Consider the following 25,577-nt stretch of genomic DNA (forward strand, 5'->3'; position numbering starts at 1 on the left):
CAGGACGGTTTGCCGCGAATTGGATTCACACCCTCCGCAACCGCTCTAGCGGGAGGTGGGGCCGGCCGAGACGCCGGCGGATGAGGTGCCGGTGCCGCCGCCGGCAGGCAGAAGCACCGCCAGCGCCGCGGCGGCGGCCAGCGGCGCCACCAGCCAGGGGTTTGGCAGCGGCAGGTCGCGGCTTGCCGACCAGCGCGCCGGCCCCTGCGACGCCAGCCGCGGCAGGGCAGGGGGCGCCACGGCGGTGGGGAGTTCGGGCTGCAACGCGCCGCGCGGCGGGATTGCCACTGCATCGGCCGGGCCGATCACCAGGGCGCGCTGCTGCGCCCCGGCCGGCACGGCAAGGCTCAGCATCAGGGCGGCCAGCAGGTGGATCATTCCGCTTATGTGCCGCAGCGCCTGGCCCGGTTGCAAGCCTATTCGAAATCCGCCTGGCGTTCCGGCGCCGCCGCGGCGAAGGCGGGCAGTGCCAGGCAGGCCGCCTCGGCCGCCAGCAACCGCGGCAGCGCCTCCAGCGCCACCCCGAACCGCCGCGCGTTGAACAGCTGCGGCACCAGGCAGAGATCGGCCAGCCCCGGCGCGGCGCCGAAGCAGAAGGGGCCCGCGGCATCCGGCAGCAGCACCTCGCAGGCCGCCAGACCCTCGGCGATCACCTCCCGCGCCCAGCCATCCGCCTCCTCCTGGGAATGGCCAAGCGCCTTCACCCGGTTGAGGACCTTGAGGTTCTGCACCGGATGGATATCGCAGGCGATGGCCTGGGCGAAACCCCGCACCCGCGCCCGCGCCAGCGGCGGGCCCGGCAGCAGCGGCGGCTCCGGCTGCACTTCCTCAAGGTATTCGCAGATCGCAAGCGACTGGGTGAGCACCGCGCCGTCTTCCAGAGCCAGCGCCGGCAGCAGCCCCTGCGGGTTCAGCGCCAGGTAGTCCGGCGCCCGATGCTCGCCGCGGCGCAGGTGGCGGAAGCGGTGCTCCGCCGCCATGCCCTTTAGGTTCAGGGCGATCCGCACCCGCCAGGCGGCGGTGGAGCGATAGTAGCCGTGGAGGATCATGCCCGCCTCCCCAACATGGACCGCGCGACGATCAGCCGCATCACCTCGTTGGTGCCTTCCAGAATGCGGTGAACGCGCAGGTCGCGGACCAGCTTCTCGATCCCGTATTCCGCCAGATAGCCGTAGCCGCCCAGCAGTTGCAGCGCCTCATCGGCGATGCGGTGGCAGGTGTCGGTGACGAAGCGCTTGGCCATGGCGCAGAAGGCGGTGGCATCCGGCGCCTTGGCGTCCAGCTTGGCGCAGGCGCGCCACAGCAGGCTGCGTGCCGCCTCCAGCTCGGTCCGCATGTCGGCCAGGCGGAACTGGGTGTTCTGGAAATCGGCGATGGCGCGGCCGAAGGCCCGGCGCTCCTGCACATAGGCCAGGGCCTTCGCCACCGCCGCCTCCGCCCCGCCAAGCGAGCAGGCGGCGATGTTCAGCCGCCCGCCGTCGAGGCCAGCCATGGCGAAGCGGAACCCATGCCCTTCCTCCCCCAGAAGGGCCGAGGCCGGCACGCGCGCGGCATCGAAGATCACCTGCCGGGTCGGCTGGGCGTTCCAGCCCATCTTCTTCTCGTTGGCACCGAAGCTGAGCCCCGGCGTCTCCTTCGGGATCAGCAGCGCCGAGACGCCGCCCGGCCCGTCTTCCCCGGTACGCACCATGGTGAGGTAGAGGTCGGAGGCGCCGGCGCCGGAGATGAATTGCTTGGTGCCGTCCAGCACGTAGTGATCGCCGTCCCGTCGCGCCCGGGTGCGCAGCGCCGCGGCGTCGGAGCCCGAGCCGGGCTCGGTCAGCGCATAGCTGGCGACCTTCGCCATCGGCACCAGCGCCGGCAGCCATTCCGCCCGCTGGGCATCGTCGCCGAAGCGGTCGATCATCCAGGCGACCATGTTGTGGATGGAGAGATAGGCCGCGACGGTGGGGCAGCCGGTGCTCAGCGCCTCGAACACCACCGCCGCATCCAGCCGGGTGAGCCCGGCCCCGCCGCTCTCCTCCCGCACATAGAGCGCGGCCATGCCGAGCGCCGCCGCTTCCCGCATCGCCTCCACCGGGAAATGCCGCTGCTCGTCCCAGGCCAGGGCATGCGGCGCCAGCTGCTCCGCGGCGAAGCTGAGCGCCACCTCCCGCAGCGCCTCGGTGGCGTCCGACAGGGCGAAGGCGGGCGGCTGATCGAGCGGCATGGCGGTTCCTCCAGGGACGGTATCGGGCTGTTGGGTGGGCGGCGTCCAGGGGATGAGCGGCGGGGCGTCGGGAAAACGCCGCGGGCGGCGCCCGGGATCGTCATGGCCGGGCTTGACCCGGCCATCCCATCCCTTGTGTTCACCTCGGATCCGGAAGCGTGGGTCAAGCCCGCGCATGGCTGGAAGCGCGCGGCACGCGTGGCGCCGCCCGGATCCCTTGGCCGACCGCATCACCCGCCTTTGCGGCCGACCGAAGGCGGTTGAGGTACAGCGCCGCGCCGATGCCTATGGCTTCGCTCGGCTCGACACTCGTTGCCTGCCGCCGGCGCCCTGCCCGGAGCGGCGCGCGGCGGGGCGCGGGCGATGTCCCGCCCTGGCGGGGGCGGCGGGCCTACTCCGCCGCCACCAGGACCGGGCGCTCCGAAGGGCTGAGCACCGCCGCCTCCAGCTCCGCCATCCGCGCCTGCGTCGCCGCGACGTTGCGCGCCTTGATGTGGCCGTAGCCCTTGAAGCCCGCGGCGGCCTCGGCCCAGTCGCAGATCCGCGCATGGGTCTCGGGCGAGAGCAGCTCCAGCAGCCGCTCGATCCCGGCGCGGTACTCGGCGATCAGCGCCCGCTCCATCCGCCGCTCCTCGGTGCGGCCGAAGGGGTCGAGGGCGGTGCCGCGCAGCCGCTTGCCATGGCGCAGCAGCCCCATCGCCTTCAGCATCCAGGGGCCGAAGACCATCTTGCGCGGCACGCCGGTGACAGGATCGGGCTTCGCCAGGATCGGCGGCGCCAGGTTCAGCTCGACGCGTTGCGTGCCGGTGAAATGCGCGGCGAGGCTGGCCTGCCAGTCCGGCAGGCTGTGCAGCCGGGCGACCTCGTACTCATCCTTGTAGGCCATGAGGCGGTAGAGCTGCGTCGCCACCGCCCGGGTCAGCCGTTCGGCGCCATTCGCATCACGCTGCTCCGCCACCCGCACCCGGGCGACGAAATCGGCGTAATCGCGGGCATAGGCGGCGTTCTGGTAGTCGGTGAGGTCGGCGATGCGGCGGGCGATCAGCGCATCCAGCGCCTCCTCCTCCGGCCGCACCGGGGCGGGCGGCGCCAGGGCGGCGGCGCGGCCGAGGGCGAAGGCGGCCTTGTTGCGCTCGATCTGCGCGCCGTTGAGTTCCAGCGCGCGGTTGATCGCTTCGCTGCTCAGGGGCACGAGGCCGCGCTGATAGGCGATGCCGAGCAGCCAGACGTTCAGGTAGATCAGGTCGCCCAGCGCCTCCTCCACCGCCTGCACGCCGGGCACGGTGATCACCTCCCGGCAGGCGGAGCGCACGCTGGCGAGCATGCCGTCGCGGTCGTAGCGCGTCGCGGTATTCAGCACGAATTGCGCGGTGGGTTGCAGATCGGCATTCAGCACCGCAGCGGTGCGGTCGGCGCCGAGCAGCGGTCGCGCCGTCCGCCCCTGCGCCACCACCATATCGGCCGAGAGCAGCAGATCCGCCTGGCCCATGCCGATGCGCGGCGCCTCGATCGTCTCCGGCGCCGCGCCGGCGCGGCCGATGCGCAGCTGGGCGAAGACGCCGCCGCCCTTCTGCGCGAGGCCGAGCATGTCGACCGAGCGCGACGGCCGCCCTTCCAGATACGCCGCCATGCCGAGGATGGCCGAAAGCGCCGTCACCCCCTGGCCGCCGACGCCGGCGAGCAGGATGTTGAAGGCCGGCTCATCGGCCCGGGCATCCGGCAGCACCGGCTCGGGCAGCGCCTCGCCCGGTTGCGGCACCGGCTTCTTCACCGGCTCGGCGCCGACCAGGGTGACGAAGGAGGGGCAGAAGCCCTCGACGCAACTCAGATCCTGGTTGCAGGCGCTCTGGTCGATCTGGCGCTTGCGGCCGAACTCGGTCTCGATCGGCTCCACCGCGAGGCAGTTGGAGGTGCGGGAGCAATCGCCGCAATCCTCGCAGACCCGCGGGTTGATCGCCACGCGCTTCACCGCCTGCGGCTGGGTGCCGCGCTTGCGCTTGCGGCGCCGCTCCGTCGCGCATTGCTGGTCGTAGATCAGCACGGTGACGCCGGGGACCTCGCGCAGCTCCCGCTGCACCGCATCCAGGTCGCGGCGGTGGTGGTAGGCGATGCCCTTCGGCATCCGCTCATCGCCCTGGTGCCGCGTCGGATCGTCGGAGACGACGACGATCTTCGCCGCGCCCTCGGCCGCCACCTGCGCGGCGATCTCAGGCACGCCCAGCTCGCCTTCCGGGGTCTGCCCGCCGGTCATGGCGACGGCGCTGTTGACCAGGATCTTGTAGGTCATGTTGGCGCCGGCGGCGATGGCCTGGCGGATCGCCAGCGCGCCCGAATGGGCATAGGTGCCGTCGCCGATATTCACGAACATATGTTTCTCGGAGACGAAGGGCGCCATGCCGAGCCAGGGCATGCCCTCCGCGCCCATATGCGTATAGAGATCGGTCTGCCGGTCCATGTAGATCGCCAGGGTGTGGCAGCCGATACCGGCCATCGCGTGGCTGCCTTCCGGCACGCGCGTGCTGGTGTTGTGCGGGCAGCCTGGGCAGAAATGCGGCGTGCGGTCATGCACCGGCGCCGGCTGCAGCCCGGCCAGCGCATCAAGCTGGGCGATGCGCGCCTTCAGTTGCTCGGTCTGCAGCGCCTCCGGCAACCGCGCGGCCAGCGCTCGCAGCACCGCGCCGGTGTCGAGCTCGGTCAGGTCCGAGAGCAGGCGGTTGCCCTGCTCGTCGCGCTTGCCGGTGATCCGTGGGTGGGTCACCTCATGGTAGAGCGCGTCGCGGAGCTGCGGCTCGATCACCGGGCGGCGGTCCTCGACCACCAGGATCTCCTCCAGCCCATGGGCGAATTCCCGTGCGCCGATCGCATCCAGCGGCCAGGCGAGGCCGACCTTCCAGATGCGGAGGCCGGCCATCCGGGCGATCTCATCGGTGATGCCGGCGTCGTGCAGCGCCTGCCGCAAGGTGGCGTAGCCGCGGCCGCGGGCGGCGATGCCGAAGCGGGCGCGCGGGCTGTCCACCACGATCCGGTTGAGGCCATTGGCGCGGGCGAAGGCCAGTGCCGCCGGCAGCTTCACCTGGCGCAGCCGCTGCTCCTGCGGAATCGCATGGTCGCGCAGGCGGATGTGCACGCCATCGGGCGGGAAGCTGAACTCTGGCAGCACGCTGGAGTAGGCGGCGGGGTCCACCAGCACCGTGCCGGCGCCGTCCATCGTCTCGGCGACGCATTTCATCCCGACCCAGAGCCCGGCGAAGCGCGACATGTCGAGCGCCTTCAGCCCGTAGTCGAGGATCTCGGTGACACCGGCGGGGTCGAGCACCGGCATCTCGACATCCATGAAGGAATATTCGCAGCCGGAGGTGATGGTGGAGGATTTGCAGGAAGGATCGTCGCCGGCCAGCGCCAGCACGCCACCGCGCGGCGCGGTGCCGGCGCTGTTGGCGTGGCGCAGCGCATCGCCGCTGCGGTCCACACCAGGCCCCTTGCCGTACCAGATGCCGAAGACGCCATCGAATTTCTGCGCGCCATAGAGCGCGACCTGCTGGGTGCCCCAGATGGCGGTCGCCGCCAGATCCTCGTTCAGCGCCGGGCGGACGACGACATTGGCCTCCGCCAGCCGCTTCGCCTGCTTCTGCAACTGAAGGTCATAGGTGCCGAGGGGCGAGCCGCGGTAGCCGCTGATATAGCCGGCGGTATTCCAGCCCAACGCCTGGTCCAACTGGTGTCGCACCAGCGGCAGGCGGACCAGCGCCTGGATCCCGGTCAGCAGCAGGGTCTCGCCCGCCTTTTCCCAGCGGTCTTCCAGCGTAGCGTCGGGGCGTTGGATGCTGCCCATGTTCTGTCTCCGGACCCGGACGTTCAATGTCGGGCGGGCAACCGCCGGGGACAAGCCCCAGGCAACCCTGCCGAGGCTGGAAGAATGCGCCGGGTTTACAAGGATTTTCTGCCGTTGTTCGTTGTGCACCGCCGAAGGGACGGAAGCATCTGCTGCTGAAGGCCGGACACACGGCAGGTATCACCGGGTCCCGACGCCGGTCTAGCATGCGCCATGGACGCCCCCCGCCTCGACGCCATCGATCGCCGCATCCTGCGCGCCCTGCACCGCAACGCCCGGCTGACCAATGCCGAGCTGGCCGAGCAGGTCGGCCTCTCGCCCTCGCCCTGCTGGACGCGGGTGAAGCGGCTAGAGCAGGCGGGGGTGATCAAGGGCTATGTCGCCATCCTCGACCAGCAAAGCCTCGGCCTGCCCGACACGGTCATCATCGAGGTGATGATGGAGCGCCACGATGAGGAAAGCCTGCGCCGCTTCGAGCAGGCGGTGACCGAGATGCCGGAAGTGATCGAGGCCTGGCTGGTCACCGGCGAATACGACTATGTGATCAAGGCCGCCGTCGGCGGCACCGCGGGCTACGAACGGCTGCTACGGGAGAAGCTCTACCGCTTGCCTGGCGTCCGCCACACCCGCACCAGCTTCACCCTGCGCAGCCTGAAGCAGAGCTGGACCCCAGCCCCCTAGCAGGGCACCAGCGCGAGCCGGGTGCTCCTCCCCCGTCATGCGTGGACCTGCTTCGTGCATCCTCTTGCGCGGGAGCCTCAGGGCTAGGGATGGCCGGTCGAGCTGGGGCATGACCGCCTTCCCCAACTCCCCCACGCCCCCGCTACATCACCCAAACCCCGTCCGTCGCCTGCCCGCCCGCGCCGCCGCCGGTGCCAAGCCCGCCGGGGTCGGAGCGCCAGGCCGCGCCGCTGCCGGGCGGCTGGAAGGCCCAGTAGCCGGCCTCGTTCTCCGCCGCCTGCAAGGCCAGCGCATCCGGGCTCATCGCCACGTCCACCGCGAGCTGCGCGCGGGAGAGGCCGGAGGCAAGGCGGCCGGCGTGCAGCGCCAGCTCCGCCGCGGTCGGGGCGCGGTCCAGCATCTCCTGGAACAGCAGCGCGACGTAGTCGGCATCGCCCAGCATCGCCCCCGGCCCGGGCGCCATCCCCGCGGCGATCTCCACCCAGCCGATCCCCGCCTCGGCCTCGCCCGCATGCTGCGCCAGCGCCGCCCCGCCGGCCTCGCCGCCGTGCAGGGCCACCTGCAGCGCCGCCGCCCGCGCCGCCACCCCATCCGCGGTGAACTCCACATAGCCATCGGCCAGCACCAGCCGCTCCACCCCCCCGAGCCACACCTCGGTCCCGGTCCCCAGCACCAGCTGCACCACCCCGCCGCCATAGGCGTTCCCCGCCACCACCTGGCGGGCCTCGCGCAGCGCCGTCGCCTGGGTGTCGCCATCCAGGCTGAAGCCGGATTGCGTCTCGCCCGGCTGCAGCAGCGGAATCACCGTCTGCTGCTCCTCCGGCGTGCGGACGGTGAGGTCGAGGGTGAAGGCGGCGCTCTGCCGTCCGTCCGAGACCTCGATGACCAATGGATGCAAAGGCGCCTCGTCGAGGCCGAGGCTGATGCCGTCGCGCAGCTTCAGCGTGTTGCCCACCACCTCGAAGCGCCAGGCGTCCGCCTCGGCAAAGGTGAAGGTGAAGGGGCCGTCGGTATCCGGGTCGGTCACCGCCAGCGTGCCGATGACGGCGCCGATCGCCCCAGCGGTGACGGCGCCGCCGGTGGCGAAGCGCAGCGCGGTGGGGGCGGTGTCGTCGCGGTCGAGCACCGTCACCTGATAGGTGGTCGGCAGGTCCAGCATCGTGCCGTCGGCGTAGTTGAGCCGGAGCGCGAACGCCAGCCGCGGCATGGCCCCGCCGAAACTCTCGAAATCCGCCAGCGCGCCGGGGCTGACGAAGGCGAGGCTGAGGGCGGCATCCCAGCGCACCGAGACATACAGCCCATGCGGGCCGATCGCCTCGATGCCGGTCAGCCCGGCGAGGTCGCCGGCCAGCGCCAAGGTGCCCACCCAGTCGCCCAGGCGGCTGTTCTCGGCCATGGAAGCCGGCAGGGAACCCGTCGCCGTCACCATTCGCATTGCCGCACTCCATCCCGCTGCACCACGTCCATGGAACTGCGCAAAGGCTGAAGAATCCCTTATGTTCGTCTTTTTGAGACGAAACGAGGATGGAGGTGGATTGGCTGGCGAGACGTTGTGCCTTCACCGGTTCGATGTTGGACCGCGGCCATGGCATCCGGCGTAAGCTGGCGACCGGGACAAGACCCCGATGGGAGGACAGGATGGTTGCACGACCGATGGCGGCGGCGCTGCTGGCCCTGACGCTGGGCGCCGGCCCCGCGATCGCCCAGGCCCCGGCCCAGCCGGCCCAGGCCTCGCCGCAGATGAGCTTCTTCGTCACCAGCGCCAATCCCGGCCGTGGCGGCGATCTCGGTGGCCTCGCCGGGGCGGATGCCCATTGCCGCAACCTCGCCGCCGCGGTCGGTGCCGGCACCCGGAGCTGGCGTGCCTACCTCAGCGCCACCGGCGTCAACGCCCGCGACCGCATCGGCCGCGGCCCCTGGCGCAACGCGAAGGGCGAGGTCATCGCCCAGGACCTCGCCGAGCTGCATGGCCAGGCCGCCGGGCTGACCAAGCAGACCGCGCTGACCGAGCGTGGCACGGTGGTGAACGGCCGCGGGGACACCCCGAACGACCATGACATCCTCACCGGCAGCCAGGCCGACGGCACCGCCTTCACCGGCACCGAGGACCGCACCTGCCGCGACTGGACCAGCGGCGGGGAGGGCGCGGCCATGGTCGGCCATAGCGACCGCATCGGGCTGCGCGACGATGCCGCCGCGCGGTCATGGAATTCCTCGCACGTCTCGCGCGGCTGCGACCTGTCGGCGCTGCGCAGCACCGGCGGCGCCGGGCTGTTCTACTGCTTCGCCGCGGATTGACGGTTACGCGCCGGGCGGCGCGCGACTACATCGGGGGCATGGACACCCCCATGCCCCCTGAACGGCTCCCGCTGGCGCTGACGATGGGCGAGCCGGCCGGTATCGGCGGCGAGATCGCCGCCGGCGCCTGGGCCGCGCTGCGCGCCACCGGCCCGGTCTTCCTGCTGATCGACGACGCCAGCCGCATTCCCGGCCCGGTGCGGCGCATCGAGGCGCCGGAGCAGGCGGCGGCGGTCTTCGGGCAGGCGCTTCCGGTGCTGCACCGGCCGCTGCCGCGCCCCGCCGTGCCCGGCAGGATCGATCCGGCCAATGCCCCGGCGGTGATCGCCTCGATCGATGAGGCGGTGGCGCTGGCCCGGGCCGGCCGAGCCGCCGGGGTGGTGACCAATCCGATCCAGAAATCCGCCCTCTACGCCGCCGGTTTCGCCCATCCCGGCCATACCGAATACCTGGCCGAGATCGCCGGCACCGGCGTGCCGCCGGTGATGCTGCTGGCCTGCCCCGAGCTCCGCGTCGTGCCGGTGACCATCCATGAGCCGCTGAAGCAGGCCATCGCCCGGCTCACCCCCGCGCTGATCGCCGAGGTGGCCCGGCTGACCGCCGCCGGGTTGCGCCGGGACTTCGGCATCGCCGCGCCGCGCCTCGCCATCGCCGGGCTCAACCCACATGCCGGGGAGGATGGCACCATCGGCACCGAGGACCGCGACATCGTCGCCCCCGCCGTCGCCGCGCTGCGGGCGGAGGGGATCGACGCCCGTGGCCCGATCCCGCCGGACACCATGTTCACCGCCAAGGCGCGGCCGGGCTACGATGTGGCGCTTGGCCTCTATCACGACCAGGCGCTGATCCCGATCAAGACACTCGACATGGCGGGCGGGGTGAATGTGACGCTCGGCCTGTCCATCGTGCGGACCAGCCCGGACCACGGTACCGCCCTCGACATCGCCGGCACCGGCAGGGCCGACCCGGCCAGCCTGATCGCCGCCCTCCGCCTCGCCGCCGAGATCGCGGGCCATCGCCAGAAGGGTTTCGTCTGATGCGCCTCTCCGTGAATGTCGACCACGTCGCCACCCTCAGGAACGCCCGCGGCGGCGCCTTTCCCTGTCCGGTGGAGGCCGCCCGCTGCGCGGTGCGGGCCGGCGCCGATGGGGTGACCGTGCATCTGCGCGAGGACCGCCGCCACATCCGCGACCGCGACGTGGAACGCATCTCGGCCGAGGTTGCCACCCGGCTGAATTTCGAGATGGCGGCGACCGAGGAGATGGTCGGCATCTGCCTCCGCCTGAAGCCGCCGGCCTGCTGCCTGGTGCCGGAGAAGCGCGCCGAGCTGACCACCGAAGGCGGGCTCGACGTGCTGCGCAGCGGCCCCGCCCTCGGCGAGGCGGTGAAGCGTCTGGCCGGCGCCGGCATCGAGGTCTCGATCTTCATCGAGGCCGATGCGGCGCAGATCGAGGCCGCCGCCCGGCTCGGCGCCCAGGCGATCGAGCTGCATACCGGCACCTACGCCGATGCCACGCCGGCGGCCCGGGCGCCGCAGCTCGAACGGCTGAAGGCCGGGGCGGCGGCGGCGGCGGCGGCGGGCCTCGCCTGCCATGCCGGGCACGGGCTGACCTATGACACCATCGGCCCGATCGCCGCCATGCCGCAGGTGGCGGAGGTCTCGATCGGCCATTTCATCATCTCGCAGAGCATCTTCGAGGGGTTGCCGAGCGTGGTGCACCGCTTCCGCCGGCTGATCACCGAAGCCCGCGGGTAGCTGCCTCCACGCCCGCGGGCGTTACCGCCCTCCGGCGGTCCGCTCCAACAGGGCGTGGAAGAACGGTGGTCGCACCCCACACGTCAGGCGCGGGCTTGGCCCGCGCCTCCGATGCCGGCGGAAAGCCAACGACCTGGGACGGCCGGGCCACGCCCGGCCATGAGGGGTTGTGGTGGCGTTCACGCCCGGCAGCGGATTCCTTCGCGGCCTTGCCGAGGCTTGCCGCCGTCCGCCGGGCACGGGATGCTCCGCCCCAAAATACGGAGGGGCGGCATGGTGGAATTCACCCTGAACGGCGCGGCGGTGGCGCTGGACGTGCCGTCCGAGGCATCGCTGCTGCAGGCGCTACGCGGCCCCGCCGGACTCTCCGGCCCCCGCTTCGGCTGCGGCGACGAGCAATGCGGCAGCTGCATGGTGCTGGTGGATGGCAAGCCTGCCTATGCCTGCACCCTCTCCGTCGCGGCCGCTGTCGGACGGGCGGTGACGACAGTGGAAGGCCTCGGCACCCCGGACGCGCCGCACCCGCTGCAGACGGCTTTCCTGGCCGAGCAGGCTGGGCAATGCGGCTACTGCCTCTCCGGCATCCTGGTCAGCGCCGCGGCGCTGCTGGCGCGGGATCCCGCCCCGGATGAGGCGGCGATCCGCGCCGCCCTCGACCCGCACCTCTGCCGCTGCGGCAGCCACAACCGGATCATTCGCGCGGTGCGCCGCGCGGCGCGGGAGATGGCGGCATGAGCCCGGCGAAGGAGCCTGGCGCCTCGCCCCAGGGCAGCGGCTTCGCCGCCGTCACCGCCGCGCCGCCGCCGGGGGCGCCGACGCTGCCCGGCAGCCTCAACGGCAACCGCCTTCTGTCGCACTGGCTCGGCTTTCATGCCGATGGAAAGGTCACCATCACCCCCGGCAAGGTGGAGCTGGGGCAGGGGATTCTCACCACCCTCAGCCAGATCGCCGCCGATGAGCTGGACGTGGATTTCACCCGCGTCACCGCCCGCGCCGCGGCGACGCCGGACAGCCCGGATGAGGGCGTGACCAGCGGCAGCCTCTCCACCCAGGACAGCGGCAGCGCGATGCGCCATGCCTGCGCCGCGGCGCGGGCGATCTTCCTGCAGGTGGTGGCGCAGCGCACCGGCATCCCGGTCGAGGACATCACCATCGAGGATGGCATCTTCCACGGCCCGGCCGGGGAGATCGGCAGCTACTGGGCACTGGCCGATGCTGCGCTGCTGGAGACCGAGGCGCCGCCCGAGGTCACGCCGAAGCCCGCTTCGGCACGACGCATCGCCGGCACCTCCGTGCCGCGCATCGACCTGCCGGACAAGGTCTTCGGCGCGGCGCGCTACGTCCATGACCTGCGCCTGCCGGGCCTGCTGCACGCCCGCGTGGTCCGCCCGCCGTCGCGCGGCGCGGTACTGACCATGCTGCGCGATGGCCCGCTGCCAGGCGAGGCGCGGGTGGTGCGCGACGGCAGCTTCCTCGCCGTTCTCGCCGCCACCGAATGGGATGCGGAGGCGGCGGCGACCCGCCTCGCCGCCCGCGCCGAATGGGCGGAGCGCGACACTTTGCCGGAGGCCACCACCCTGCCCGACTGGCTGCGCGAGGCCGCCGCGCGCGGCGAGCGCAGCGCCGTCGTGCAACGCGGCGACCCCGCCGCCGGCGTCACCCGCTGGCTGAAGCGCAGCTTCCACCGGCCCTACATCGCCCATGCCTCCATCGCCCCTTCCTGCGCCGTGGCGCGCTGGCAGGACGGGAGCGTGGAGGTCTGGAGCCATAGCCAGGGCCCCTACAACCTCCGCGCCGATCTGGCGAAGACGCTGAAATGCCCGGCGGAGCGCATCACCGTCCGCCATATGGAAGGTGCCGGCTGCTACGGCCATAACGGCGCCGACGACGTGGCGCTGGATGCGGTGCTGGCGGCGCGGGCGGTGCCCGGCGTGCCGGTGCGGCTGCTGTGGAGCCGGGCGGAGGAGCTGGGCTGGTCGCCCTTCTCCCCCGGCATGCTGGTGGAGATCGAGGCCGGCACCGACGCCACCGGCACGCTGGTGGGCTGGCGCAGCCACATCATCAGCAACGGCCATTCCTCCCGCCCCGGCCGGGCGCCGGAGCCGACCCTGCTCTCGGCCTCCATGTTGGCCGAGCCTTTCCCGGTGAAGCCCAGCATCAACCCGCCGATGTCCGGCGGCGGCGGGGCGCCGCGCAACGGCGTGCCGCTCTACCGCATTCCCGGCATGGACATCGCCACCACGAGGCTGCTGGAGATGCCGATCCGCGCCTCCGCGCTGCGCGGACTCGGCGCCACCTTGAACGTCTGGTCGATCGAGAGCGTGATGGATGAGCTGGCCGGGCAGGCCGGCGCCGATCCGCTCGACTACCGGCTGCGCCACCTGGACGACGGGCGCGCCGCCGCGGTGCTGACCCGCGTGGCGGAGATGGCCGGCTGGGCGAAGCGGGTGAAGCGCGAGGGATGGGGCCTTGGCCTCGGCATGGCGCGCTACAAGAACCTCGGCGGCTGGGCCGCCGTGGTGGCGGAGGTGGAGGCGTGCGAGCGGGTGTTCTGCCGAAGGCTCTGGATCGCCGGCGATGTCGGCGAGGTGGTGAACCCGGATGGTGTCGCCAACCAGTACGAGGGCGGCGCCATCCACGGCACCAGCGTCGCGCTGCTGGAGCAGGTGCGCTTCGACCGCCGCCGCGTCACCAGCGACAGCTGGGAGGACTACCCGATCCTCCGCTTCTCCGAGGTGCCGCGGGTGGAGGTTGCGTTCATCGACCGGCCGGAGCAGCCCTTCCTCGGCGCCGGTGAAGCCAGCATGGCGCCGACCATCGCGGCCATCGGCAATGCCATCACCGACGCGCTGGGTGTGCGGCCCTCGCGGTTGCCGTTTACGCCGGATAACCTCTGACGAGAGGGGCGCCGCCCCTCTCGTGCCCGCTCCGCCAGAGGCCGGAAGGTTTTTGGAAGCCATGAGTTGGCCATGACGATCAGCATCACGCTTGCCTGCACGCTCAGCGATCGGGCCCGGCCGATCCTGGATGAGGGCATCAGCATCCGGGCATCCGTCTCACGGCGCTGCCGGGAGAGCCGGGGGGCATCTTCCGCCGCGCCCTGCGCGACCGCGCCTCCGAAATCTCCGAACTCTCCAAGGGTTCGCACATCGTCAGCACGGCACGCGGCGACAGCCCCTATGTCGGCGTGCCCGTCTTCCTCTCCCGCGGCATCCGCACGCCGGCCGAGTTGGCGGGGAAGACCATCGGCCTGCCGGAATGCCAGCAGACCGCCGCCCTCTGGGTCCGCGGCATGTTGCGGGAGCACTACGGGGCCGACACGCGCCGCATCGCCTGGCGCACCGGCGGGGAGCGGATGCCGATCACCCTGCCGCCGGGCTTCGACGTGAGGCCACAGGGCGAGGGCCTGCCAGAGGCCCTGGCTTCCGGTCGCGTCGATGCGCTGGCCGCCACGCGCCCGCCCGCCTGTCTGCTGGACGGCCCCGCCCCGGTCGCCCGGCTCCGGCCTGACACGCACGCGGAGGAGATCGCCTGGCACCGGGCGACGGGGTTCTTCCCCATCATGCGTTGCCTGGCGGTGCGGAAGGATGTGGCGGGGCGCCGCCCCTGGCTGCCGGTGGAACTGCACCGCGCCTTCTGCAAGGCGCGCGCGCTGTCGCTGGCGGAGCTGCAGCTGACCAAGGTGCTGCGGGTCTCGCTGCCCTGGATCGCCAATGCCTATGCCGAGCAGGCGGCAATCATGGGCGGCAACCCCTGGCCCTATGGCTTCGCCCGCAATTGCACCGAGATGGAGGCGATGATCCGCTACGCCGTGGCCGATAGGATGGCAGCGGAGGCGCTGTTCCACCCGAGCACCCTGGCGGAACCCACATGAGCGAGCCGATTCTGATCGCCGGCGGCGGCATCGGCGGGCTTGGCGCCGCGCTGGCACTGGCGCGCGCCGGCCATCCGGTGCGGCTGTTCGAGCGTGGTGCCGAATTCCGCGAGCTTGGCGCCGGCATCCAGCTCGGCCCCAATGTTTTCGGCATGTTCGACCGCCTCGGCGTGCGCGCCGCCATGGAGGCGCAGGCGGCCTTCCCCAAGGCGCTGGTGATGCGCTGCGCGATCCATGGCCACGAGATCGCCCGCATCCCGCTGGAAGGCATGCCGGCGCGCTATGGCAACCCCTACGCCGTCATCCATCGCGGCGACATGCTGGAGGCGCTGCTCGCCGCCTGCCGCACCACGCCCGGCGTCTCGCTCGAGACCAGCCGCACCGTCACCGGCTACGAGCAGGATGCGGCGGGGGTGACCTTGCGCTTCGAATCGGGTGGGCCGGTGCGCGGCGCCGCGCTGGTCGGTGCCGACGGACTCTGGAGCCGCATCCGCGCGCAACTCCTGGGTGACGGCCCGCCTGTCGTCTCCGGCCACATTGCCTATCGCGCGGTGCTGCCGATGGCCGAGGTGCCTGAGGGTATTCCGCGCAACATCGTCCAGCTCTGGGCCGGGCCGCGGCTGCATCTGGTGCATTACCCGCTGCGCCGGGGCGAGCTGATGAACCTTGTCGCCGTCTTCCACTCCGACCGCTACGAGGAGGGCTGGGACCAGGCCGGCGACACCGCCCTGCTGTGGGAGCATTTCGCGGGCACGCGGCCGGAGGTGCGGGCGATGCTCGGGAAGATCGACGCCTGGCGCTTCTGGGTGCTCTGCGATCGCGAGCCGCAGCGCGGCTGGTCGGAGGGGCGGGTGGCGCTGCTGGGCGACGCGGCGCATCCGATGCTGCAGTATCTGGCGCAGGGCGCGAACATGGCGCTGGAGGATGCGGTCTGCCTCGCCGACCAGCTCGCCCTGCATGGCGACATCCCGCGGGCGCTGGCGGAATACGAGGCGCAGCGGGTGCTGCGCACCGGCCGGGTGCAGACCACGGCCCGCATCTTCGGCGAGATCTATCATGCGGCGGGGGTGCGGGCGGAGCTGCGCGACCAATGGCTGGCCGGGCGCGACCCGGCGACGGCGCGGGAGGGCATGGCCTGGCTCTACGACCGTCCGCGCTGGCCGGGGGAGCCGGGCTGACCTCTGCGACTGTCAGGCCGGGGCTCCTACCGGCGGCATGACTGTTCCATTCATGCCGAGGCCGCGACCGGTGCCCGCCGGTCGCGCAAGGCGCGGCGCATGACGAACGAGGGCCGGTTGATCGGCCGCGCCGCCCGTGAGTGTGGTTGCCCGGGCAGGCGCTGCCCTGGCCAGGCCGGTCATGGGCTGGCAGCATCGGCGAAACCCCGGCGCAGGCTCCGCCCGCGCCCCAAGCGAAGGGAATGCCGGAAACCCCATGACCCATGCTTCTGCTCTCTCGCGCCGGGGCCTGGCGCTGCTCGCCGCCGCGCCGGCTCTCGGCCGGCTGACGACGCCGCGCGCCGCCGCGGCGCAGGACATCGCCTGGCCGACCCGTCCGCTGCGTGCCCTGGTCGCCTTCCCCGCCGGCAGCGGCACCGACTCCCTGGCGCGCTTCTATGGCGAGCGGCTTACGCGCGCCCTCGGCCAGCCGGTGCCGGTGGAGAACATGGGCGGGGCGAACGGCGTCATCGCCACCCGCGCCGCGGCACGCGCAGCGCCGGATGGCACCACCATGTTCTTCGGCACGGTCTCCACCCATGCCGCCAACCCGAATCTGCTGCGTGAGCCGGGCTTCGACCCGATCAAGGATTTCGCGCCGGTCTCGCTCATCACCATCAACGCCCTGGCGCTGCTGGTGCGGGCGGATTTCCCGGCGCGCACCCTGCAGGAGTTCATCGCCCGGGCGCGGAGCGCGGAGAACCCGCTGAATTACGGCATCGGCAATGCCGGCGGCATCGGGGGGACGCATCTGCTGCGCCAGGCCACCGGCATCCGCGGCGAGCAGATCGCCTATCGCGGCACGCCGGCGGCGATCACCGACCTGCTCGGCGGACGGCTGGACTTCATGGTGGTCGACCTCGGCCCGGCGGTGACGCATCTGCGCGCCGGCACACTGCGGGCGCTGGCGGTGACCACGCCGCAGCGGATCGACTTGCTGCCCGATGTGCCGACGATGCAGGAGGGCGGGCTGGCCGGCTACGATTTCGCCTCCTGGAATGCGGTGTGGATGCCGGCGCGGACCCCGGCGCCGATCATCGCCCGGCTGAACCGCGAGATCGTTGCGATCGGCGAAAGCGCCGAGGCGAAGCGCTTCGCCGCCGCCATGGGCGTCACCTCCACGACCAGCACGCCGGAGGCGCTGGAGGCCTTCACCCGGCGGGAGTTGGCGCTCTGGGAGCGGATCGTGGCGGAGGCGGGGATTCCGAAGGAATGAGCCGGGCTCGCTGACGCCGGCGGCTCGGGGATGGCAGACTGAGGGCAGTGACATGCAATCGCGGGAGGGCCAGGACCATGAGCCGCTTCGACAGCTACGCCACGAGATACTCCTGCATCCGGATGCGGCGTGAGAACGGCATCCTTGAAGTGCGGCTGCACACCGATGACGGACCACTGCGCTGGGGTCTGGTGCCGCATGGCGAACTGCCCGACGCCTTCGCCGACATCGCGCGCGACCGCGATAACCGCGTGGTGATCCTGACCGGGACGGGCGAGGAATTCTCCGGCATCCGCGCCACCGCCGGTACCCGGTCCCTGGCCCAGGGCATCACCGCCAACGCCTATGACCGGGTGCATTGGGAAGGCCGTGCCCTGCTGATGAACCTGCTGAATATCGAGGTGCCGGTGATCGCCGCCATCAACGGCCCGGCCTGGCGGCATTGCGAGATCCCGCTGCTGTCGGACATCGTGCTGGCCTCCGACACCGCGGCCTTCCAGGATTCGGCGCATTTCATGTCCGGCATGCTGCCGGGTGACGGCATGCACATCGTCATGCCACTGCTGATGGGCATGAACCGCGGCCGCTACTTCCTTCTAACCGGCCAGACGCTGTCCGCCCAGGAGGCGAAGGAGCTCGGTCTGGTGGCGGAGGTGCTGCCGCCGGACAAGGTGCTGGCCCGCGCCTGGGAACACGCCGAGGCGCTGGCGCAGAAGCCGACCCTGCTGCTGCGCTACACACGGCTGATGTTCACCGAATACCTGCGGAAGCGGATGCAGGATCTGCTCGGCTACGGCCTGGCGATGGAAGGGCTGGCGCTGATGGAGCAGACCGGGCCGGAGGAGTAGCTGCGCCGCCACATCATGCACGGGCCTGACCCGTGTAGCCATTTTCGTTGTGGCGACAGTGGGTTGGATGGCCGGTCAAGCCCGGCCATGACGGGTCGGGGACGGTCACGCCCCTCCGCATCCCGCTATCGCTCGCAGCGGATGAACAGCGTGCTGCGGTGGGCGACCTCGCCGATGTCGGCGGTGCTGCGGTCCGGATCCTGGCTGGGGGCGATCCGCGGCTGCAGCCCGGCGCGGCGGACGAACTCCAGCGCTGCCGCGCCCTTCACCGCGAAATTGACGTTCTGCGCGATGTCGCCGGTGACCCGCGCCAGCCGCTGCGCATTCAGCTTGGAGACGACGACGCCAACCACATTGCCCTGGCGGTCCAGCAGCGGCCCGCCGGAATTGCCCGGCTGCACCGCGGCGCTGATCTGGAATTGCGCCTGGTTGTCGGCCAGCCCGGCCAGGCCGCTGATGACTCCCTCGGTCAGCTTGGGGTCGGAGGAGAGGACCCCAGCCAGCGGGAAGCCATAGGTCACCACGCTCTCGCCACGGCGGACCTCCGGCGTGCTGCGGAAGGCCAGCGCCGGGCCGGGCAGCCCGGGCACCGCCAGCAGCGCCAGATCGAGCTGCGCATCCACCCGCGCCGGCGGCACCGCCCCCAGCCAGCGGCCGTCCGGCGCGCGCATGACGATGCGGTCGCAGCCACCGACCACATGCTGGTTGGTCAGCACGCGATCCGCCGCCACCAGGAAGCCGGTGCCGGTCGAGACGTTGCGGGCGCCGGTGTTCGGCCGCTGCTGCGGCACCGCGGGGGCGGGCGGCACCGGCGCGGCGCCCAGGGCCGGGCGGGGCAGCGCCGCCTGGTCCAGCACCAATTCCCGCGCCACGCAGATGTCCTGGTCGCGCAGCACGGATTCGCGCCCATCGGCCAGCACCAGCCGCAGGTCGAAGCGGCAGCCGGCCGCTTCGTTCGGGTTGACGCGGAAGCCCGCGCCTGGGCGCAGCGGCCGGTCGGGGGAGAGCAGGTTATTTCCCCATAACCCCTCCGCGCCGCGCGGCGTGCGCACCGCATAAAGCGCCGTCGCATCGGCGCCGGTGCGGTTGGTGACGCGGAAGGGCTGCGGTTCGGCCGCGGCCGGGGCGGCGATCAGCAGCAGCAGGGCGAGGGGAAGGTACTTCATGCCGGCGAGATGTCGACCAATCCCGCTGGCGTTTCAATCACCCCCAGTGACCCTGAACCTCGGCACCTTCAGAGGCCCTCATGCCAGCGAACCGGCCGATGACCGTTTCGTCGTGCCGCACAGGCTACCCCGCCCGCGCCCCGATCCGCCGCACCACCGCGCCATACATTTCACGCTCCCGGTGGATGCGGCTGGCGAAGGCCTCGCCGGCCTCGAACCGTGGCATCAGCCCCATCGGCGCCATCGCCCGCGCCGCCTCTGGCGCCGCCAGGGCGGTCTGCAGCGCCCCGGTCAGCCGGTCGACGACCGGCCGCGCGATGCCGGCGGGGGCGGCGATGCCGAACCAGGGCATTGCCTCGGCCTTTGCCAGCCCGGCCTCCCGCAGGGTCGGCACATCCGGCAGCTGCGGGTTGCGGGTCTCGCCGATGGTGGCAATGCCGGTCAGCCTGCCCTCGACGATTGCCGGGATCGCCACCGGGTCGAACAGGAGCTGGATCCGCCCCGCCAGCAGGTCGGTCAGCGAGGGTGCCGAGCCGCGATAGGGCACGTGCTCCAGCCGGATGCCGGCGGCCTCGGCGAACATCTCGCCGGAGAGCTGGGTGATGGTGCCATTGCCGGCCGAGCCGAAGCGCAGCTCGCCAGGGTGGGCCTTGGCATGCGCCACCAGCCCGGCGACGTCGCGGAAGGGCAGCGACGGGTGGGCGACGACGATGCCGTAGGCGACCGCGCTCATCGAAATGGGGGTGAAGGCGGTAGCCGGGTCGTAGGACAGGGACATGATGTGCGGGCTGATGGTCAGCACCGCGGTCGGGAAGGCCAGCAGGGTCAAGCCGTCCGGCCGGGCTCGGGCGACCACCTCGGCGCCGATGCTGCCGCCGGCGCCGGCGCGGTTCTCGATCACCACCGTCTGGCCGAGCAGCTCGCTCAGCCGCGGTACCAGCGGGCGGATCGCGAGGTCGGAGGTGCCGCCCGGCGGGTAGGGCACGACCATCGTCAGCGGCCGGCCCTGGTCCTGCTGCGCGCGGGCAAGGCGTGGGGCGGCGAGCGCCGGCACGGCCGCCAGGGCCAGCAGCCCGCGGCGCCCGGGGTATTGGTGGGCCATGGAGTCCTCCCTGTGTTCTTGCTTATGGCGTGGAGTTTAGAGCGGTTCCGTTCGCCTTGGCTCACGGAACTGCTCCAGTCGTCTTGTTTGGACGAGCAAATTACTCCGATCCGGTAATTCAGCCAGCTCGGAGTCTGCCCTGGCAGACTGCGGAGAAGCGCGGACAACGCTCGTGCCCGCCGCCTCCTCGTCGGGGCCGGGCTTGACCCGGTCATCCGTTAGTAAGCGGCTTCTGCCGAACATATGGATGCGCCGGTCAAGCCCGCGCATGGCGGAAATGGGCGCGCATCGCCATTCTTCCGCAGCCTGCCAGCGCGAACGGACGTCCCGGCGGCACAGCCATTCTGCAGGCGAGGGAGGTCGGTTCACGCGGCGATCCCGAGCAATTCGCGCAGCGCCGGCGCGGGCTGCGCCAGCTCGGCGATGGTGGTCGCGTCCAGCACCGCGAGGAAGGCCTCGCGCGCCTGGTGCAGCGTCTGCTTGAGCCGGCAGGCCGGCAGGATGGCACAGTCGGCGCCGGCGAAGCAGGGGACCAGAGCCATGTCCGGCTCGACCCGCCGCACCACCTCGCCGGCGGTGATCTCCGCCGCCGGCCGTCCCAGGCTCAGCCCGCCGCCGCGGCCGCGCAGGGTGGTCACGTAGCCGGCCTGCCCGAGGAGATGCGCCACCTTCATCAGATGGTTCTCCGAGATGCGGTAGGCCGCAGCCACCTCGGCGATGGTGGCGCGACCGTCCGGCCGCAGCGCGAGGTGGATCAGCATGCGGAGGGAGAAGTCGGTCAGGGCGGTGAGGCGCATGGCCAAAAGATGCATGGTAAATCTTGCTTTACAAGCCTCGGCCTTATAAGATGTATGATGTTTACATCTTAACGGGCGCCCGTGAGTCCGCTCCAGCTGTTCCTCCTGCCCGGCAACCTGCTCAGCGATGCGCTGCACATCGCCGATCCCGACAGCCGCACCATGTTGCGCATCCTGGTGAACATGCTGGTGTGGAACCTGGTGGCGGTGCTCGCCGTGCTGCCCTTCATCTGACGCGCCAAGGCCCGAGTTCATGACCGACATCACCGAAGCGGAGATCGCCCTGCTGGTGGAGCGCTTCTACGGCCGCGTCCGCGCCCACCCGTCGCTCGGCCCGGTCTTCCACGCCGCCATCGGCGAGTCGGAAGCCGCCTGGGACCGGCACCTCGCCAGGCTGCGGCAATTCTGGTCGTCGGTGATGCTGCGCAGCGGCGCCTATCACGGCGACCCCTACAGCGTGCACCTGCGGCTGCCCGGGCTGACGCCGGCGCTCTTCGCCGATTGGCTCGCGCTGTTCGACACGACCTGCACCGAGCTCTTCCCGGAACCGCTCGCAGCGGCATTCCAGGAACGTGCGCAGCGCATCGCCCGCAGCCTGCAAATGGGGCTGTTCGATCGCCTGCCCCCGGTACGGACTGCGGCCGGCTGATGCGGCCATGCGGCGGGCAGCATGGCGGCAGGGCCCGATAACCCGGCGACAGGACAGCGCTGCAGCGCACCGCGTCGCGCCATGGCACGATGCCGTGACTTGCCGAAGCCTGCCAAGGATGCGATCCCTACGGTACGATGTTGATCCTTGTGACATTCCACCGTCGCCTCGCTCACGCGGGCAGTCTGATCACGGGCGTCTAGCCCCGGGTCGGGGTGGTGCGCGTCCGGCGCCTGCCTGAACCCGGGGGATACTCCATCGGAGAATCCTGTTCCGTCGTAGCCGCACGCCGCGCAGGCGGGCGGCACCGCGCCTCCGCCATCACACCCCTGATGCTGCCGCCCGACTGCCAGGCACCTATCGGGCACCCATTTCATTTTTGGGCCGTGTTGCCGGATGCCTGGACCGCAGGCGCCGGGACCGGTTTCTAAGGATGCTTCGCACCGTGTCCATCACCGATCCACACACCGAACTTCCGCGCGATCTGCCGGCCCCGTCGGACGTCCTGCCGGCGCCGGACCCGGACGCCGTGCCGGTGCTGGGGCCGCGTGACTATTCGCGGCTGAAGGCGCTGGCCCACAGCGCGCCGCGGTCCGGTACCCTGGGCGAAGGGGCGCTGGCCGAGTGGCTGAGCCGCTGCCGCGTGGTGCCACAGGACGATCTGTCGCCCGCGGTGGCGGTGCTGGGCGCCCGGGTGACCTTCGCCGCCGAGGGCGAGGCCTGGCAGTCCCGCATCCTGGTCCTGCCGGAGGAGCATGCCGCCGACGACCGCACCCTGTCGGTGCTGACGCCGCAGGGCATGGCGCTGCTCGGCGCCGAGGCCGGACAATGGGTCGAGGCGACCGGGCCGGACGGGCGGGCGCAGGCCCTGCGCCTGCTGCTGGTCGATCAGCACCCGGCGGCCGTTTTCAGCACTGAGCAAAGGAACGCACCGATGACCGATGGAAGGGAGGCGGCCCTGCGCCCGCCATTGCTGATGTCCGATGAGGGCTATGCGCATCTGGTCGCACTGGCCGAGGTCAGCCAGCGGAAGAACCCGCTGGTCGCCCGCCTGCTGCTGGAGGAGGCCGACCGTGCCGAGCTGGTGCCGGAGGGTGAACTGCCCGCCGCCGTCGTCACCCTCGGCTCGCAGGTCGAGTTCAGCGATTCCGCGACCGGCGCGACCCGCCAGGTGCAGCTGGTGCTGCCGGGCGGCGCCGACCTGGCCGAGGGCCGCATCTCGGTGCTCTCCCTGGTCGGGGCCGGGCTGATCGGGCTGTCGGCGGGCCAGGCGATCGACTGGCCGACCCAGGATGGCCGGCTGCGCCGCCTGTCAGTGCTGCAGGTGCAGCCGCCGCCGGATGTGGACGGCCGCAAGGCCGGCGCGCTCGTCAGCTGAGCGCGGCTTCGCGCTGCGACGGCCCGCTCCGGAGCAACCTCATCCCGGGCGTCGACGCCCGGGATGAGTGATGAGCCTGCTTCCTGGCTGCTATGTCCTTGTGGGCAAATCGCTCCATTCAGCCTGGCCGGCTGAAAGGAGTTCACTCTGGATCAGATCGCTGGAAGGCCGCAGCTATAGCAATCTCCGGTCAGGCGGAGTCGCCCAATCGGAGCAATTTGCCCGCTCGAACAAAAGGCCAGGGTGGTTACCGTAAGCCGGGGCGAGTGAAACCACCCTAGCCGGTCGCCGGCTGGGGCTTCAGCGCGGCCAGTTCTCGCCGGAGCTGCCGCAGCTCCTCGAAGCGGCGGGACACGTCGCGCAGGATGGCGATCATCCCCTCCATCCTGCCATCCGCCCCGCGCAGCGGCACGATGGTGAACTCCAGCGAGATCCGGCTGCCGTCGCGGCGCAGCCCAGGCACCGCGAGGATGTCGCCAAGGCCATAGCGACTCTCCCCGGTCTGCATCACCTGATGGTAGCCCGTCCAGTGCCGGGTGCGCTGCGGCTCCGGGATGATGAGGTCGAGGGATTGGCCGAGGGCCTCGGCGGCGGTGAAGCCGAACAGCCGCTCGGCGCCCGGGTTCCAGAAGCGGATCAGGCCGCCGGGGTCGGCCTCGATGATGGCCTCGGCGGGCGTCGCCAGCACCGCGCGGCCGAGCCGGTCGAGCGCCGCTTCCGGCAAGGAGGGGGTGTTCATCGGCGCGGCCTCGCGCTGGCGCGGATCACGCGTTGCTCGGTCACGATCATGTCCATGGGGATGTCATGCGGTTGCGGCTGGATCGTCTCCAGCCGGGCCAGCTCATGGCCGACGCCGATCGCCAGCGGCCGCTCCGGCCAGACGGCCAGGGTGCGGTCGTAATAGCCGCCGCCATAGCCGAGCCGGTAGCCCTGCTCGTCGAAGCCGAGCAGCGGCACCACCAGCGCCGCCGGCAGCGCCGGCCCGCCCTCGGCCGGCGCGGGGATGTTCCAGGCACCGGGCGCCATCCGGATGCCGGGCCACCATTCCCGGAAGACCAGCGGCTGCGCCTTGGCCACCACCACTGGCAGCGCCAGCCGCACCCCCTGCCGGTGCAGCGCATGCATCAGCGGGCGTGGGTCGTACTCGCCCTTGAACGGCCAGTAGAAGCCGATGGGTCCGGCGCCGGCAGCCGGCAGCCAGGGGCCGAGCCGCGCGGTGATGGCGGCGTCCAGCCCCTCCCGTGCCTCACGCGGAATGGCGAGGCGGTTTGCGAGCAGCGCCTCCCGCTGCGCCTTGCGCCAGCGGCGTATCGCATCCCAGCCGGAAGCCCGGCTTTCCAGCAAATCAGGCAAGGCTTGCAGTTCATCCCGCAGCGCATGGTCGTACAGCCGCGGCAGGGCGTCCCGCAGCCGGCGCGCGAGGGCGGCGGGCGCGACGTCCAGCGGTCCGGCCTCGGCGGGCCCAGCCGGCAGCGCGGCAAGATGCCGCCGCAGCATGTCCCGCTGGCTATCAGGCCAAGGCACAGCGAGCAGCGCCCTGAGCAGCGCCGCAACCTCCTCCTGCCGCAGATAGCCGAGGTAGCCGGGATCCAGCTCGTGCAGGAAGCAGGGCGGCGAGCTGCACGCGACGGTCGCGTTGGGATCCTCCTCCGGCGTGGCGATCATCGGCCGCGCCTTCGCTTCAGCCCCGTTCATCCCGCGCCTCCCCCGGCCTCGGCCGGCGCCTTGGCCGCTGCGCCAGTGTCGCGCAGCAGCCGGCCGCTGCCGCCGCGCCGCAGCATGGTGATCTCGGCCAGCACCGAGAGCGCGATCTCCTCCGGCGTCCGCGCGCCGAGGTCGAGCCCGGCCGGCGCCCGCAGCCGCGCCAGCTCCGCCGCGGTGAAGCCCTCGCCGCGCAGGAAATCCCGTATCAGCCCGGCCCGCTTGCGGCTGGCGATGATCGCCACATAGCCGGCGGGGGAGCGCAGCGCGCGCACCGAGGAAATGTGGTCGCCGCGGTGCTGGGTGGCAATGATCACGGCATCGCCGGCAGCGGGGTCGAGCCGCGCGTAATCATCGTCATCGCCGATCAACTCGGCGGCGTCTGGATAGGCGGCGGGGTCGGGGGCGGGGGTGTCGTCGACGATCACCCGGAAACCGAGGGCCGCGCCGAAGCGGCACAGCGCCTCGGTGATCCGGCCATGGCCGAGCAGCCAGAGCGCCGGCGGCGGCAGCACCGGCTCGACGAAAACCCGCATGCTGCCGCCGCAGGGCATGCCGGTGCCCAGCACCTCGTCGTCCAGGTCGAGCGCAATGAGGCGTGGCACGCCATCGGCCAGGCATTCCGCCGCGGTCTGGCGGACCGCCGATTCGGCGCAGCCGCCGCCGACCCAGCCGGCCAGCACCTCGGCCTTGGCATTGAGCAGCGCCTTGTCGCCCGGATGGGCGGAGGTGGAGCCGGTGGCCTCGACCACCGTGGCGGTGGCATGGGGTTCCCGCCGCAGCCGCAGGGCCTGCATGAGTTCGGGCAGATCGGTGCCGCCACGCATATGTCCTGTCCTGCTCCCGCTGGCCG

General features: G+C 71.8%; 24 protein-coding genes. 13 read left to right on the plus strand and 11 right to left on the minus strand.

All coding sequences use genetic code 11. The annotated features are described in order from the left end of the window. Window positions 1-45: 45 nt before the first annotated feature. From H7965_RS06500 to H7965_RS06515, 4 genes are all read right to left on the minus strand, one after another. Window positions 46-378: a hypothetical protein gene (locus H7965_RS06500; protein WP_186769740.1), complete on the minus strand. Its 333-nt coding sequence runs from the start codon at window positions 376-378 to the stop codon at window positions 46-48. A gap of 38 nt (window positions 379-416) precedes the next feature. After that, window positions 417-1,049, minus strand: coding sequence for a maleylacetoacetate isomerase (maiA, locus tag H7965_RS06505; RefSeq protein ID WP_186769741.1), 633 nt, complete (start codon window positions 1,047-1,049; stop codon window positions 417-419). After that, window positions 1,046-2,209, minus strand: a complete 1,164-nt coding sequence (locus tag H7965_RS06510) for an acyl-CoA dehydrogenase family protein (RefSeq protein ID WP_186769742.1) — start codon at window positions 2,207-2,209, stop codon at window positions 1,046-1,048. The genes maiA and H7965_RS06510 overlap by 4 nt, the downstream gene beginning before the upstream one ends. Before the next feature lie 391 nt (window positions 2,210-2,600). Beyond that, window positions 2,601-6,041 carry an indolepyruvate ferredoxin oxidoreductase family protein gene (locus H7965_RS06515; protein WP_186769743.1) on the minus strand — a complete coding sequence of 1,147 codons (3,441 nt, stop codon included), beginning with the start codon at window positions 6,039-6,041 and terminating at the stop codon, window positions 2,601-2,603. A 213-nt stretch (window positions 6,042-6,254) separates the two neighbouring features. On the opposite strand from H7965_RS06515, the gene H7965_RS06520 reads away from it, so the two are divergent. Continuing rightward, window positions 6,255-6,722: an Lrp/AsnC family transcriptional regulator gene (locus H7965_RS06520; protein ID WP_186769744.1), complete on the plus strand. Its 468-nt coding sequence runs from the start codon at window positions 6,255-6,257 to the stop codon at window positions 6,720-6,722. Window positions 6,723-6,864: 142 nt separating this feature from the next. On the opposite strand, the gene H7965_RS06525 is transcribed toward H7965_RS06520, so the two are convergent. After that, window positions 6,865-8,157 (minus strand): DUF4214 domain-containing protein, encoded by a 1,293-nt coding sequence (locus tag H7965_RS06525; protein WP_186769745.1) that lies wholly within the window; start codon window positions 8,155-8,157, stop codon window positions 6,865-6,867. A gap of 203 nt (window positions 8,158-8,360) precedes the next feature. Between H7965_RS06525 and H7965_RS06530 the strand changes: the two genes are divergently transcribed. From H7965_RS06530 to H7965_RS06570, 9 genes are all read left to right on the plus strand, one after another. Continuing rightward, window positions 8,361-9,020 (plus strand): lectin, encoded by a 660-nt coding sequence (locus tag H7965_RS06530; protein WP_186769746.1) that lies wholly within the window; start codon window positions 8,361-8,363, stop codon window positions 9,018-9,020. 50 nt (window positions 9,021-9,070) lie between these two features. Continuing rightward, complete coding sequence (gene pdxA, locus H7965_RS06535; RefSeq protein ID WP_186769747.1) at window positions 9,071-10,057, plus strand: 4-hydroxythreonine-4-phosphate dehydrogenase PdxA; 987 nt, start codon at window positions 9,071-9,073, stop codon at window positions 10,055-10,057. Further along, the gene (locus tag H7965_RS06540; RefSeq protein WP_186769748.1) at window positions 10,057-10,776 is read left to right on the plus strand and encodes a pyridoxine 5'-phosphate synthase; all 720 of its coding nucleotides are present in this window, start codon (window positions 10,057-10,059) and stop codon (window positions 10,774-10,776) included. The genes pdxA and H7965_RS06540 overlap by 1 nt, the downstream gene beginning before the upstream one ends. A 273-nt stretch (window positions 10,777-11,049) precedes the next feature. Beyond that, window positions 11,050-11,511, plus strand: a complete 462-nt coding sequence (locus tag H7965_RS06545; protein ID WP_222440492.1) for a (2Fe-2S)-binding protein — start codon at window positions 11,050-11,052, stop codon at window positions 11,509-11,511. Beyond that, complete coding sequence (locus H7965_RS06550) at window positions 11,508-13,673, plus strand: xanthine dehydrogenase family protein molybdopterin-binding subunit (protein ID WP_186769750.1); 2,166 nt, start codon at window positions 11,508-11,510, stop codon at window positions 13,671-13,673. The genes H7965_RS06545 and H7965_RS06550 overlap by 4 nt, the downstream gene beginning before the upstream one ends. A 290-nt stretch (window positions 13,674-13,963) precedes the next feature. Then, window positions 13,964-14,650, plus strand: coding sequence for a substrate-binding domain-containing protein (locus tag H7965_RS06555; protein WP_186769751.1), 687 nt, complete (start codon window positions 13,964-13,966; stop codon window positions 14,648-14,650). Then, window positions 14,647-15,828, plus strand: a complete 1,182-nt coding sequence (locus H7965_RS06560; protein WP_186769752.1) for a 3-hydroxybenzoate 6-monooxygenase — start codon at window positions 14,647-14,649, stop codon at window positions 15,826-15,828. Before H7965_RS06555 ends, H7965_RS06560 begins: the two co-directional genes overlap by 4 nt. 256 nt (window positions 15,829-16,084) lie before the next feature. Then, complete coding sequence (locus tag H7965_RS06565) at window positions 16,085-17,083, plus strand: Bug family tripartite tricarboxylate transporter substrate binding protein (protein WP_186769753.1); 999 nt, start codon at window positions 16,085-16,087, stop codon at window positions 17,081-17,083. Between the two features lie 77 nt (window positions 17,084-17,160). After that, window positions 17,161-17,931: an enoyl-CoA hydratase/isomerase family protein gene (locus tag H7965_RS06570; protein ID WP_186769754.1), complete on the plus strand. Its 771-nt coding sequence runs from the start codon at window positions 17,161-17,163 to the stop codon at window positions 17,929-17,931. Between the two features lie 125 nt (window positions 17,932-18,056). Here the strand turns inward: H7965_RS06570 and H7965_RS06575 are convergent, their stop codons facing one another. From H7965_RS06575 to H7965_RS06585, 3 genes are all read right to left on the minus strand, one after another. Then, window positions 18,057-19,097, minus strand: a complete 1,041-nt coding sequence (locus H7965_RS06575; RefSeq protein WP_186769755.1) for a S1C family serine protease — start codon at window positions 19,095-19,097, stop codon at window positions 18,057-18,059. A gap of 124 nt (window positions 19,098-19,221) precedes the next feature. Then, the gene (locus tag H7965_RS06580) at window positions 19,222-20,199 is read right to left on the minus strand and encodes a tripartite tricarboxylate transporter substrate binding protein (RefSeq protein ID WP_186769756.1); all 978 of its coding nucleotides are present in this window, start codon (window positions 20,197-20,199) and stop codon (window positions 19,222-19,224) included. Between the two features lie 365 nt (window positions 20,200-20,564). Continuing rightward, window positions 20,565-21,011 carry an Rrf2 family transcriptional regulator gene (locus H7965_RS06585; protein WP_229682491.1) on the minus strand — a complete coding sequence of 149 codons (447 nt, stop codon included), beginning with the start codon at window positions 21,009-21,011 and terminating at the stop codon, window positions 20,565-20,567. Between the two features lie 66 nt (window positions 21,012-21,077). On the opposite strand from H7965_RS06585, the gene H7965_RS06590 reads away from it, so the two are divergent. The 3 genes from H7965_RS06590 (at window position 21,078) to rnk (ending at window position 23,023) form a co-directional block, all read left to right on the plus strand. Beyond that, window positions 21,078-21,230: a hypothetical protein gene (locus H7965_RS06590; RefSeq protein WP_186769757.1), complete on the plus strand. Its 153-nt coding sequence runs from the start codon at window positions 21,078-21,080 to the stop codon at window positions 21,228-21,230. A 19-nt stretch (window positions 21,231-21,249) separates the two neighbouring features. Then, complete coding sequence (locus H7965_RS06595; protein WP_186769758.1) at window positions 21,250-21,645, plus strand: group III truncated hemoglobin; 396 nt, start codon at window positions 21,250-21,252, stop codon at window positions 21,643-21,645. A gap of 445 nt (window positions 21,646-22,090) precedes the next feature. Continuing rightward, window positions 22,091-23,023 (plus strand): nucleoside diphosphate kinase regulator, encoded by a 933-nt coding sequence (gene rnk / locus H7965_RS31675; protein ID WP_186769759.1) that lies wholly within the window; start codon window positions 22,091-22,093, stop codon window positions 23,021-23,023. A gap of 277 nt (window positions 23,024-23,300) precedes the next feature. On the opposite strand, the gene H7965_RS06605 is transcribed toward rnk, so the two are convergent. The 3 genes from H7965_RS06605 to H7965_RS06615 are packed head-to-tail and all read right to left on the minus strand — an operon-like array spanning window position 23,301 to window position 25,551. Beyond that, window positions 23,301-23,762: a PAS domain-containing protein gene (locus tag H7965_RS06605; protein ID WP_186769760.1), complete on the minus strand. Its 462-nt coding sequence runs from the start codon at window positions 23,760-23,762 to the stop codon at window positions 23,301-23,303. Next, window positions 23,759-24,718: a 5-formyltetrahydrofolate cyclo-ligase gene (locus tag H7965_RS06610; protein WP_229682490.1), complete on the minus strand. Its 960-nt coding sequence runs from the start codon at window positions 24,716-24,718 to the stop codon at window positions 23,759-23,761. The genes H7965_RS06605 and H7965_RS06610 overlap by 4 nt, the downstream gene beginning before the upstream one ends. Continuing rightward, the gene (locus tag H7965_RS06615) at window positions 24,715-25,551 is read right to left on the minus strand and encodes an XdhC family protein (protein WP_186769761.1); all 837 of its coding nucleotides are present in this window, start codon (window positions 25,549-25,551) and stop codon (window positions 24,715-24,717) included. The genes H7965_RS06610 and H7965_RS06615 overlap by 4 nt, the downstream gene beginning before the upstream one ends. Window positions 25,552-25,577: the final 26 nt, after the last annotated feature.

Source organism: Siccirubricoccus deserti, assembly GCF_014283215.1.
Classification (GTDB): Bacteria; Pseudomonadota; Alphaproteobacteria; order Acetobacterales; family Acetobacteraceae; genus Siccirubricoccus; species Siccirubricoccus deserti.

What these genes read in the sequence shown, in the direction of transcription:
- H7965_RS06585 (WP_229682491.1), bottom strand. Translation starts at nt 21,011, where the DNA reads ATGCATCTTTTGGCCATGCGCCTCACCGCCCTGACCGACTTCTCCCTC.
- H7965_RS06545 (WP_222440492.1), top strand. Translation starts at nt 11,050, where the DNA reads ATGGTGGAATTCACCCTGAACGGCGCGGCGGTGGCGCTGGACGTGCCG.
- H7965_RS06570 (WP_186769754.1), top strand. Translation starts at nt 17,161, where the DNA reads ATGAGCCGCTTCGACAGCTACGCCACGAGATACTCCTGCATCCGGATG.
- H7965_RS06510 (WP_186769742.1), bottom strand. Translation starts at nt 2,209, where the DNA reads ATGCCGCTCGATCAGCCGCCCGCCTTCGCCCTGTCGGACGCCACCGAG.
- H7965_RS06500 (WP_186769740.1), bottom strand. Translation starts at nt 378, where the DNA reads ATGATCCACCTGCTGGCCGCCCTGATGCTGAGCCTTGCCGTGCCGGCC.
- maiA (WP_186769741.1), bottom strand. Translation starts at nt 1,049, where the DNA reads ATGATCCTCCACGGCTACTATCGCTCCACCGCCGCCTGGCGGGTGCGG.
- H7965_RS06530 (WP_186769746.1), top strand. Translation starts at nt 8,361, where the DNA reads ATGGTTGCACGACCGATGGCGGCGGCGCTGCTGGCCCTGACGCTGGGC.
- H7965_RS06520 (WP_186769744.1), top strand. Translation starts at nt 6,255, where the DNA reads ATGGACGCCCCCCGCCTCGACGCCATCGATCGCCGCATCCTGCGCGCC.
- H7965_RS06560 (WP_186769752.1), top strand. Translation starts at nt 14,647, where the DNA reads ATGAGCGAGCCGATTCTGATCGCCGGCGGCGGCATCGGCGGGCTTGGC.
- H7965_RS06540 (WP_186769748.1), top strand. Translation starts at nt 10,057, where the DNA reads ATGCGCCTCTCCGTGAATGTCGACCACGTCGCCACCCTCAGGAACGCC.
- H7965_RS06575 (WP_186769755.1), bottom strand. Translation starts at nt 19,097, where the DNA reads ATGAAGTACCTTCCCCTCGCCCTGCTGCTGCTGATCGCCGCCCCGGCC.
- H7965_RS06605 (WP_186769760.1), bottom strand. Translation starts at nt 23,762, where the DNA reads ATGAACACCCCCTCCTTGCCGGAAGCGGCGCTCGACCGGCTCGGCCGC.
- H7965_RS06565 (WP_186769753.1), top strand. Translation starts at nt 16,085, where the DNA reads ATGACCCATGCTTCTGCTCTCTCGCGCCGGGGCCTGGCGCTGCTCGCC.
- H7965_RS06515 (WP_186769743.1), bottom strand. Translation starts at nt 6,041, where the DNA reads ATGGGCAGCATCCAACGCCCCGACGCTACGCTGGAAGACCGCTGGGAA.
- pdxA (WP_186769747.1), top strand. Translation starts at nt 9,071, where the DNA reads ATGCCCCCTGAACGGCTCCCGCTGGCGCTGACGATGGGCGAGCCGGCC.
- H7965_RS06550 (WP_186769750.1), top strand. Translation starts at nt 11,508, where the DNA reads ATGAGCCCGGCGAAGGAGCCTGGCGCCTCGCCCCAGGGCAGCGGCTTC.
- H7965_RS06580 (WP_186769756.1), bottom strand. Translation starts at nt 20,199, where the DNA reads ATGGCCCACCAATACCCCGGGCGCCGCGGGCTGCTGGCCCTGGCGGCC.
- H7965_RS06595 (WP_186769758.1), top strand. Translation starts at nt 21,250, where the DNA reads ATGACCGACATCACCGAAGCGGAGATCGCCCTGCTGGTGGAGCGCTTC.
- H7965_RS06615 (WP_186769761.1), bottom strand. Translation starts at nt 25,551, where the DNA reads ATGCGTGGCGGCACCGATCTGCCCGAACTCATGCAGGCCCTGCGGCTG.
- H7965_RS06610 (WP_229682490.1), bottom strand. Translation starts at nt 24,718, where the DNA reads ATGAACGGGGCTGAAGCGAAGGCGCGGCCGATGATCGCCACGCCGGAG.
- H7965_RS06525 (WP_186769745.1), bottom strand. Translation starts at nt 8,157, where the DNA reads ATGCGAATGGTGACGGCGACGGGTTCCCTGCCGGCTTCCATGGCCGAG.